Origin of the sequence: Actinoalloteichus spitiensis RMV-1378 (genome assembly GCF_000239155.1) — a bacterium.
GTDB lineage: Bacteria > Actinomycetota > Actinomycetes > Mycobacteriales > Pseudonocardiaceae > Actinoalloteichus_B > Actinoalloteichus_B spitiensis.
The window spans coordinates 1-10,329 of the sequence record NZ_AGVX02000572.1 but is presented as its reverse complement, the minus strand read 5'-3'; the positions used below and the strand labels follow the sequence as shown (position 1 = coordinate 10,329).

Annotated in this window: 5 protein-coding genes; 1 reads left to right on the top strand and 4 read right to left on the bottom strand. The window is 72.3% G+C overall.

The features are described from left to right. Positions 1–209: 209 nt before the first annotated feature. Both topA and ACTIDRAF_RS0221910 read right to left on the bottom strand, forming a co-directional pair. Positions 210–2,939 (bottom strand): type I DNA topoisomerase, encoded by a 2,730-nt coding sequence (gene topA / locus ACTIDRAF_RS0221915; protein WP_026066374.1) that lies wholly within the window; start codon positions 2,937–2,939, stop codon positions 210–212. A gap of 589 nt (positions 2,940–3,528) precedes the next feature. Next, the gene (locus ACTIDRAF_RS0221910) at positions 3,529–5,847 is read right to left on the bottom strand and encodes a sodium-translocating pyrophosphatase (protein ID WP_016700853.1); all 2,319 of its coding nucleotides are present in this window, start codon (positions 5,845–5,847) and stop codon (positions 3,529–3,531) included. Between the two features lie 219 nt (positions 5,848–6,066). Here ACTIDRAF_RS0221910 and ACTIDRAF_RS0221905 point away from each other — a divergent pair, with 219 nt between their 5' ends. Continuing rightward, the gene (locus ACTIDRAF_RS0221905) at positions 6,067–8,439 is read left to right on the top strand and encodes a DEAD/DEAH box helicase (protein WP_016700852.1); all 2,373 of its coding nucleotides are present in this window, start codon (positions 6,067–6,069) and stop codon (positions 8,437–8,439) included. A gap of 28 nt (positions 8,440–8,467) precedes the next feature. Here the strand turns inward: ACTIDRAF_RS0221905 and ACTIDRAF_RS0221900 are convergent, their stop codons facing one another. Continuing rightward, the gene (locus tag ACTIDRAF_RS0221900; RefSeq protein WP_016700851.1) at positions 8,468–9,103 is read right to left on the bottom strand and encodes a bifunctional DNA primase/polymerase; all 636 of its coding nucleotides are present in this window, start codon (positions 9,101–9,103) and stop codon (positions 8,468–8,470) included. A 444-nt stretch (positions 9,104–9,547) separates the two neighbouring features. Then, positions 9,548–9,925: an Rv3654c family TadE-like protein gene (locus ACTIDRAF_RS34045; RefSeq protein ID WP_157163199.1), complete on the bottom strand. Its 378-nt coding sequence runs from the start codon at positions 9,923–9,925 to the stop codon at positions 9,548–9,550. Between the last annotated feature and the right edge of the window lie 404 nt (positions 9,926–10,329).

Sequence of the window (10,329 nt, the reverse complement as noted above, 5' to 3'; positions counted from 1 at the left end):
CGCCGCCGTCCACGCCGTCGCCGGGACACCGGTCGCGTCGACCCGCGGCGGTGGGACGGGCGGGGACTGGGTCCCATCGGGTCCGGTCAACGCGTCACCGAACATCGGCGCCACCTCCTGAGCACCCTCCTCAGGGTAGGGATTCCCCCGGCGACGGGCGACCAACCGCGTCCCCGGGGTTTTCCCAGCTGGGCCCGCCCGGCGGTCGATCAGGACTTGCTGGACGCCGTGCGCTTCCTGCCCCGCTTCGGGGTGGTGCCCTTCGCCCTCCGCTCCGCCAGCAGTTCGGCGGCCCGTTCGTCGGTCAACGTCTCCACCGAGTCGGCCTTGCGCAGCGAGGCGTTGGTCTCACCATCGGTCACGTAGGGGCCGAACCTGCCGTCCTTGACGACCATCGGTTTGCCCGAGGCGGGGTCCGCGCCCAGCTCACGCAGCGGCGGCGCGGCGGCAGCCGTGCGCCTCCCCCGCTTCTTGGGCTCGGCGTAGATGCGCAGCGCCTCCTCGAGGGTGATCTCGAAGAGCTGGGCCTCGGAATCGAGGGACCGGGAGTCCGTCCCCCGCTTCAAGTAGGGGCCGTACCTGCCGTTCTGCGCGGTGATCTCGGTGTCGGTCTCCGGGTCCCGTCCGACGACTCGGGGCAGGGACAGCAGCTTCAACGCGTCGGCGAGCGTGATCGTGTCCAGCGACATCGACTTGAACAACGACCCGGTCCGGGGCTTGCCCTTCTCGTCCTCCCCGAGGACCTCGGTGACGTAGGGGCCGTACCGGCCCTCCTTGGCGATGATCTCGCGCCCGGTCTCCGGGTCGGTGCCCAGCGAACGCCCCTCCATCGGGGTGGCGAACAGCTTCTCCGCGATCTCCGGGTTCAGCTCGTCCGGCGGCAGGTCCTCGGGCAGGTTGGCGCGCTGGGCGCCCTCTCCCTCGGCGGCGTCGGACGCCGCCTCCCGCTCCAGGTAGGGGCCGTAACGACCGACCCGGACCGTGACCGTCCTCCCCTCGGCGTCGGTGAACATGGGGATGGAGTTGATCTCCCTGGCGTCGATGTGTTCGACGCCGGAGCCGACCAGCTTCTTCAGCCCGCCCGCACGGCCCACCGATCCGCTCGGGCCGATGTCGCCCCCGAAGTAGAAGTCGGACAACCACGCGGTGCGCTCCTGGCGGCCCGCCGCGATCCCGTCCAGCTCGTCCTCGAGGCCGGCGGTGAAGTCGTAGTCGACGAGGCGACCGAAGTGCCGTTCGAGCAGTCCGACGACGGCGAAGGCGACCCAGGACGGCACCAGGGCCGAGCCCCGGCGCCAGACGTACCCCCGGTCCTGGATGGTGCTGATGATGGAGGCGTAGGTGGAGGGCCGCCCGATCCCGAGCTCCTCCAGCGCCTTGACCAGGCTGGCCTCGGTGAACCGGGGGGGCGGGTTGGTCGAGTGCCCCTCCGGTTCCAGGGAGGAGGCGGTGACCCGCTGGTCCTCGGTGAGCACCGGCAGTCGGCGCTCGGCGTCGTCCGCCTCCCCGCCGGCTTCCGAGTCCACCGACTCCACGTAGGCCTTGAGGAAACCGGCGAAGGTGATGGTTCGTCCGGAGGCGGCGAACACGCACCGCTCGCCCCCGCGCGCCGTCCCGCTGATGCGCACGCTCAGCGTCGTCCCCCTGGCGTCGGCCATCTGCGAGGCGATGGTGCGCTGCCAGATCAGCTCGTAGAGCCGGAACTCGTCGGTCTCCAACTCCCCGGCGACCTCGCCCGGGGTGCGGAACACCTCCCCAGCAGGGCGGATCGCCTCGTGCGCCTCCTGCGCGTTCTTGACCTTCCGGGTGTACTGGCGGGGCTGGGGGGACAGGTACCGGTCCCCGTACAGCTCCGCGGCCTGGGAGCGCGCCGCCGACATGGCGGTGTCGGACAGCGTCGTCGAGTCGGTCCTCATGTAGGTGATGTAACCGTTCTCGTACAACCGCTGGGCGGTGCGCATGGTGCGTTCCGCGGAGAAGCGGAGCTTACGGCCGGCCTCCTGTTGCAGGGTGGACGTCATGAACGGCGCGTAGGGCCTGCGGGTGTAGGGCTTCTCCTCGACGCTGGACACCGCCAGTTCCGCCCCGTCGAGGCCCCGGGCGAGCTGCCGGGCCTCGTCCTCGCCCAGCACTCGCACGTCACCGGAACGCAGACGACCGTCCGACCCGAAGTCCCGGCCGGTGGCGAGCCGGTCGCCGTCGACGTTGACCAGCCTCGCCGGGAAGGTGCGGGGCTGTGCCTCCGGCCCCCCGTCGAGGACCGCGGCGATGTTCCAGTACTCGGCCGAGACGAAGGCCATCCGCTCCCGCTCGCGTTCCACCACGATGCGGGTCGCCACCGACTGGACACGGCCGGCCGACAGCTTGGGCATGACCTTCTTCCACAGCACGGGGCTGACCTCGTAGCCGTAGAGGCGGTCCAGGATGCGCCGGGTCTCCTGGGCGTCCACCAGGGAGTGGTCGAGGTCCCTCGGGTTCGCCGCCGCCGCCCTGATGGCGGGTTCGGTGATCTCGTGGAACACCATGCGCCGCACCGGCACCTTCGGTTTGAGCGTTTCCAGCAGGTGCCAGGCGATGGCCTCGCCCTCGCGGTCGCCGTCGGTCGCCAGGTACAGCTCGTCGACGTCCTTGAGTGCGTCCTTCAACTCGCTGACCGTCGACTTCTTGTCCGGCGTGACGACGTAGAGCGGTTCGAAGTCGTGCTCCACGTTCACCCCGAGGCGGGCCCAGGGTTCGCTCTTGTACTTGGCCGGCACGTCGGCCGCTCCCCGTGGGAGGTCCCTGATGTGGCCCCGGGAGGACTCGACGACGAATCCGCGCCCCAGGTAGGAGGAGATCTTGCGCGCCTTGGCGGGCGACTCGACGATCACCAGCCGACGACCGCCGGAGCCCCCCGAACGGCTCCCGCCGCCCTTCTTCGCCCGTGTCGACCCTGCCACGCTCTCCTGCTCTCACTCGGTTCCCGGACTCGCCAGTGTGCACCGACAGCGACACTCCGCGCTGCCCAGGGTGACTCAGGAGCCACCTGGGCGCGCCCTCACCCCACCTGTTCCAGGAGTGGAACGTCCAGCCTGGGCGGTTGTGTTCCGCGCCGCCGTCCCCACGGGCCGACCAGCCCGCGGCACGACTACTCAGCGTCATGCCGCTCCGGTAGCCGCACCGACTCCTCCCCGCATCGGGCGACGTTGACCGGGACCGGCCCACCTGGCGACGAACCGGAGGCGGGAAGCGCGGGACCGACGACGCGTCGGCGCACGGCAGCGGCGGTGCCACGGCGGAGGCGCGCTCCCCTGGAACGTCACCCCGGCCGCGGTGGGGGACGTGAGCGGTACGGGCGCATCACCAGGAGGGCACCCGCCCGTGACGTCCCCACCCCGAATCGATCCTAGAACACACGTTCTACTCCGAAGGGGCACAAGTCGATCACGAGCGGGTGCCGTGCCGGTGCGGGCGGAGTGGGAGCCGTTCGCCCGACGCCCCCGGTCGGCGTCGCAGCCGCCGGCACCGCTCCCGTAGCGGTCCCGCGGATCAGGCGGTCGTGTTCGCGGGGTCGCGCGTCTCCTCCGGAGCCTGCTCGCCGATGGCGGTGGACCGCCGCTTGGAGACCACGACGGCGACGACGATGATCGTCACCGAGGCCACGGCGATCAGCGCCCGCGCCACCGGAGACGCACCGTCTCCCACGGAGAGGGTGACAACCGCCGGGGCGATGAGCACCGCGACGAGGTTCATGACCTTCAGCAGCGGGTTGATGGCGGGTCCGGCCGTGTCCTTGAACGGGTCGCCCACGGTGTCCCCGATGACGGTCGCCGCGTGCGCGTCCGAGCCCTTGCCCCCGTGGTGCCCGTCCTCGACGAGCTTCTTGGCGTTGTCCCAGGCGCCGCCCGAGTTGGCGAGGAAGACCGCCATCAGCGTCCCGGCTCCGATGGCACCGGCCAGGTAGCCGGCGAGTGGGCCCACGCCGAGGCCGAATCCGACCGCGATCGGCGCGAACACGGCGAGCAGCCCCGGAGTGGCCAGCTCCCGGAGCGAGTCCTTGGTGCAGATGTCCACGACTCGGCCGTACTGGGGACGCACCGTCCCGTCCATGATCCCGGGGTTGTTCCGGAACTGGGACCGGACCTCCATGACCACGGCGCCGGCCGCCCTGGACACCGCGTTGACCGCGAGCCCGGAGAACATGAACACGACGGCGGCCCCGATGACCAGGCCGACCAGCAGCCCGGGGTTGTACACGAGGAAGCCCGCGAGGTCGAAGGTCACGGCGCCCGCGATGCCGGCCAACGCGGTCTGGATCGCGTCCGTGTACGACCCGAAGAGCGCGGTCGCCGCCAGCACCGCCGTGGCGATCGCGATGCCCTTGGTGATCGCCTTCGTGGTGTTGCCGACCGCGTCCAGGTCGGTGAGGATGCGGGCGGCCTCCGGGTCGCTGTCCCCCGCCATCTCGGCGATGCCCTGGGCGTTGTCGCTGACCGGGCCGAAGGTGTCCATCGCGACGATGACGCCGACGGTGGTGAGCAGCCCGGTGCCGGCGAGGGCCACCGCGAAGAGGGCGACGGTGATCGACCCGGACAGCAGGAACGCCCCGTAGACGGCGGCGCCGATGACCAGCGCGGTGTACACGGCCGACTCGAAGCCGACGGAGATCCCCGAGAGGATGACGGTGGCCGCCCCCGTCCGAGAGCTGCGCCCGACGTCCCGCACCGGGCGGTGCTCCGTGCCGGTGAACCGGCCCGTCAACCAGAGGATGACCCCCGCGAGGACGATTCCGATCAGCACCGCCGCGGCGGCGATGAGTGCGGGGTTGCCCTCGGTGGTGTTCTGACCGCCGGTCAGCTCGGCGAAGCTGCTGGGGAGGTAGACGAAGGCCGCGACGACGGAGAGCACCGCCGAGATCCCCGCCGAGAGGTAGAACGCCCGGTTGATCGCTCGCAGGCCGTTCTCACCCTGGCGCGCCTTCGTCGTGTACACGCCGACGACCGCCGTCAACACGCCGATCGCGGGCACGATGAGCGGGAACAGCAGGCCGTGGGCCCCGAAGGCGGCCGTACCCAGGATCAGCGCGGCGACGAGGGTGACGGCGTAGGACTCGAACAGGTCGGCGGCCATGCCGGCGCAGTCGCCGACGTTGTCACCCACGTTGTCGGCGATCGTCGCCGCGTTGCGCGGGTCGTCCTCCGGGATGTTCTGTTCGACCTTGCCGACCAGGTCCGCGCCGACGTCCGCGGCCTTCGTGAAGATGCCGCCACCGACCCGCATGAACATCGCGAGCAGGGCGGCTCCGAAACCGAAGCCCTCGAGGACCTTCGGGGCCTGCCCGGCGTAGACCATGACCACGACCGCCGCACCGAGCAGGCCCAGGCCGATGGTGGTCATGCCGACCACCCCGCCCGTGCGGAACGCGATCCTGGTCGCCTTCTCCCGGCCGCCGGGCTCGCCGGCGGCGGCCGCGACCCGCAGGTTCGCCCGGGTCGACAACCACATCCCGAGGAAGCCGATGGCAGCGGAGAACGCGGCACCGATCACGAAGAACAGGGACCGGCCGATCCTCTCGTTCGCGTCCTCGGCGGGCAGCGCGAAGAGGAGGAGGAACACCAGAGCGACGAACACGCCGAGTGTGCGGAACTGCCTGCTCAGGTAGGCCGTCGCTCCCTCCTGGACGGCGACGGCGATCTCCTGCATCTTGCTGCTGCCCTGCCCGGCGGCGAGTACCTCCCGAAGCAGGAAGTATCCGACGGCGAGAGCGGCCAGAGCGACGACGGCGACGACGGCGACGACGCCGTAATCACCCCCGGACAACTCTAGGCCCTGCGCCCAGGTGCTCTGGGCGAGGTGGAGCCGGGACATTCCGTCCTCCTGATTGGTCGCTTTCTGTGTTCGGGCCTGTCACGAGAGTGGCGACCCGCGTCATGGGCGCGGATTGTATTGGCCATATTGGTGGCGTACCTCACGGTGTGTCGATCACCTCATCTTTTCTTCGGCCAAAGCCCGCCGAAATCACCGGCCGCCTGATAGCGGGGGCGGACCGGCCATGATCTCGTGGTCCGGTTGTGCGAGGCTCGCGGCATGAACCGGGGACACGCGAGGGACCTGCTTGACCAGGTACTGGGTGGCGTCACGGCGAACGAGGACCCGCTGCGGCACGTCGCGACGCTGCCGGCGCGGGACGGGGAGCACGCCGACTGGCCGACCTGGGTGCCCGATCCCCTGGTGGAGCGGCTGCGGGAATCCGGCATCGACAGGCCGTGGGCGCACCAGGTCGCGGCGGCAGACCTCGCACGGGCCGGCCAGCACGTGGTCATCGCCACCGGAACGGCGTCCGGGAAGTCGCTGGCCTACCAGCTCCCGGTCCTGGCCGGCCTCTCCGAGGACCCCCGGGCGACGGCGCTCTACCTGTCACCGACCAAAGCCCTCGGCGCGGACCAGCTCCGGGCCGCGGTCGAGTTGTCGGAGCGGGACGTGCGGCCAGCCGCCTACGACGGCGACACCCCCCAGGAGGACCGGGAGTGGGTGCGCGCGCACTCCCGGTGGGTGTTCACCAACCCCGACATGCTCCACCTCGGTGTCCTGCCGAGGCACCAGCGCTGGGCGCGGTTCCTCCGCCGGTTGTCGTTCGTCGTCGTCGACGAGTGCCACACCTACCGGGGCCTGTTCGGCTCGCACGTGGCGGTGGTCCTGCGGCGCCTGTCCAGGATCGCGGCCCGGTACGGCGCCTCCCCGGTGTTCGTCCTGGCTTCGGCCACGAGCGCCGACCCCCAGGAGAGCGCCACCCGGCTCACCGGCCGGGAGTGCGTCGCCGTCGACCGGGACACCGCGCCGCGCGGCGAACGCGTCGTGGCGTTGTGGGAACCGCCGCTCTCCTCGGACGGGGAAACCGGAGGAGCGGCGCCCAGCAGGAGGTCGGCCGGCGCCGAGGCGGCGCGGATCCTCACCGACCTCGTCGTCGCCGGCGCCAGGACGCTCGTCTTCGTCCGGTCGAGGGTCGGGGCCGAGCTGGCCTCGCTGCACGCCCGGGACGCGTTGGCGGAGGTGGACGCGGGCCTGGCGGAACGGGTGGCCGCGTACCGCTCCGGTTACCTCCCGGAGGAACGGCGGGAGCTGGAGGGGGCGCTGGCGTCGGGGGAGCTCCTGGGGCTCGCCACGACCAGCGCGCTGGAACTCGGCATCGACATCGCCGGTCTGGACGCGGTGGTCGTCGCGGGTTACCCGGGCACCCGGGCTTCCTTCTGGCAGCAGGCGGGGCGGGCGGGACGAGCCGGGCAGAGCTCGCTGGTGGTCTTCGTGGCGCGGGACGACCCGATGGACACGTACCTGGTGCACCACCCGGAGGCCCTGCTGGGTGCGCCGGTGGAGTCCACCGTGCTCGACCCGGCCAACCCCCACGTGCTGGCGCCGCAGCTGGCCTGCGCGGCCGCCGAACTGCCCCTCACCCCGGACTGCTTACCGGCCCTGGCTGGTGGGCAGGCCGAGACCGTGCTGGCGGGGCTGGTGGAGGCCGGCGTCGTGCGACGTCGTCCGACCGGCTGGTACTGGACCCACCGGGAACGGCCGCACGACCAGGTGGACATCCGGGGGTCCGGGGGTGAGCAGGTCGTCGTCGTGGAGGGGGACACCGGTCGCCTGCTCGGAACGGTGGCCCCCGAGACGGCGTGCTCGTCGGTGCATCCCGGGGCGGTGTACCTGCACCGGGGTGAGTCGTTCGTCGTCGACGAACTGGACCTGGACGAACACCTCGCCCTGGTGCACGCGGAGGCACCCGACTGGAGCACCTTCCCCCGCACCGCCACCGACGTCGTCGTGGTGGAGGAGGAGCGCCGGCTGGAGTACCCCGGCGGTCTCACCGTCGGCTTCGGCCAGGTGGACGTGATCTCCCAGGTAGTCGGGTACCTGCGGCGCGGGCCGAGCGGAGCGGTGCTCGACCAGGTGCCGCTCGACCTGCCGAGCCGGACCCTGCGGACGCGCGCCGTCTGGTACAGCCTCTCGGAGGACCTGGTGCGCGGAGTGGCGCCGGGGGGCGCCGGTCTCGATCCGGCGCGCGTCCCCGGCGCACTCCATGCGGCCGAACACGCGGCGATCGGCCTGCTACCGCTGTTCGCCACCTGTGACCGCTGGGACATCGGCGGCGTCTCCACCGTGGTTCACGAGCACACCGGGGAGGCGACGGTGTTCGTCCACGATGGGCATCCGGGGGGAGCCGGATTCGCCGAGCGCGGTTTCTCCGCGCTGATGCCCTGGCTGGCGGCGACGCGGGAGGCGATCACCTCCTGCGAGTGTTCGGCGGGATGCCCGTCCTGCGTTCAGTCGCCCAAGTGCGGGAACGGCAACGAACCGCTGGACAAGGCGGGGGCGGTGGTGGTGCTGGACCTGGTGCTGTCGTGCCTCCGGCGGTCAGGCTCCCCTCTCGTGGCACCGTTGGCGGCGGCGAACGAGGGCGGCTGAGCGCTGGTCGTGGGCGCCGGCAGCAGCGTCAACGGCGCACGGTGAGCAGGCGCTCCCCCCGGGCGCGCAGTTCCTTGGCCTCCGCCTGCACGGCAGCGGTGACGGCCTCCTCCACGAGGCTCACCGCCGGCAGCTTCCATCCGCACACCGAAGGCTTGACGCGCCAGTGCACGACGCCGTGTTCGGCGGGGGTCGGGGGGAGCGTGATCCAGCTCCCTCGGCCGTGCAGGACGACGCCGGGCTGGGCGAGGATGCGGGAGGGGGACGCCGAGCCGGCGGCGACCAGGAAGAGCCAGGTGTTGTCCGGGGTGGCCACGATCGGGACGGGCTGGGCGTGCCGGCGGCGCAGGGTGCTGGCGATGCGGCGACCGAAGGGCGCGTCCACCTCCACGGCGTCGACGACGTAGCCGGTGGCCAGCAGCAGGCTGTAGGGGCGCACCGACCACCAGGAGGCGGCCCGGTTGGCGTCCACCAGCAGGTGGTCGGCCCAGTCGGGTTCGACGGGGACCGGGCCGGGCTGCTCACCCGCGGCGTCACCGCCCACCCACTGGCCACCGTCGAGGTAGGTGCCCGGGAAGACCGGCCACTTCCGCCAGGCGAGGCCGATCGCCTCGGCACGGAGTTCGATGCGGAAGGCGTCACGCCATCCTCCGGACCAGTCCATGGTTTGTCCGCCTCTCCTGATGTCACCGCTGTGGCTCTTCGTGGGTGAGACCTCGATCACCGCCCACATCCAGTCAACGGCAGCCGGGAACCGCTCGATAACCGTTCGTCGACAGCCGGTAGGTACGGCACGCCGAGTGCACCCACCCGACCGGGCGACCGAAGGTTCCACTTCGCCCCGCGTTCCTCGCCGGCGCGCCGGATCGCGCCGAACGTGCCGCTCACCGCCGGTCAACAACCATTCGACGCGTGCGGGGCAACCCTCCCCGCCGTGGCGGTGGGCGCCGCCGTCCACCGCTGCCCTGACTGGTGCCGCACCCGGACGGCAGGGCAGTGGCCAGGGGCCGCCACGGGCCCGCCGGGAAGGGCGCACGGATCGGAGGCGGCAAGCGCGGACGGAGCGCCGGGTGGGGGCCAAGGCCGCCGGGGCCGGCCGGGCGCCCGGTCACCCGGTGAGGACGACACCGGCCCTGGCGCGGGCGTGGACCGCGCCGACGAACCCCAACCCGGCAGGTTCGACGCGCACCTCCACCCGGTAGTCGGCACTTCCCGCCTCGCAGGACACCAGGACCGTGCCCATCCTCCTCGCCACCCGCTCCGCGCCCCCGCAGGCGTCGGGGTCGCCCTCCAGCGCCCGAGCGGCCGCCGCGAGCGCCGCCAACTCGGCCGCGCTGACAGCCCGCTGGCGAGTCAGGGAGACGACGCCCACGGCGACCCCCACGGCCAGGGCGACCACCAGTAGCCCCAGCAGCACCGTGGACAGGATGGTGGCGACCCCTGCCTCGGGGTCGCGTCCGTCCGAGCCCGGGTTCAGGCCGAGCACCGCCGGGTCACCTCCCTCCACGCCGTTCCACAGGCACTCGTCGCGTTCGGAGCCGGCAGCGCGAGCCCAGGCGGCGAGCGCTCCCCAGTGGTCTCGAGTTCCGCGTGGAAGGGGTGGGGGGCGGGCGGCAGCGCTGGCTGCCCACCGGGTGGCCTCGTCGTCCGGGGCCGACCGGGGAACGCGCACCGCCGCGCCCGCCGCCGACCGTGGCTGCTCATCGGCGCCGGGTGTCCCGGCCGGGGAGGCTGGACGTCGGTCGGGCACTGTTCCGCCTCCCCGGCGGGCGCGGCAACCCCTCCCCCCGCCGCGTGGGTGGTGGAGGGCGGGGTCGGTACGGCTGAGGTGGCCGAGCCGGGCGCCGGGAGCTGCCGAGAACCGGGCTCGCCGGCCGGGGCGGTCGCCCC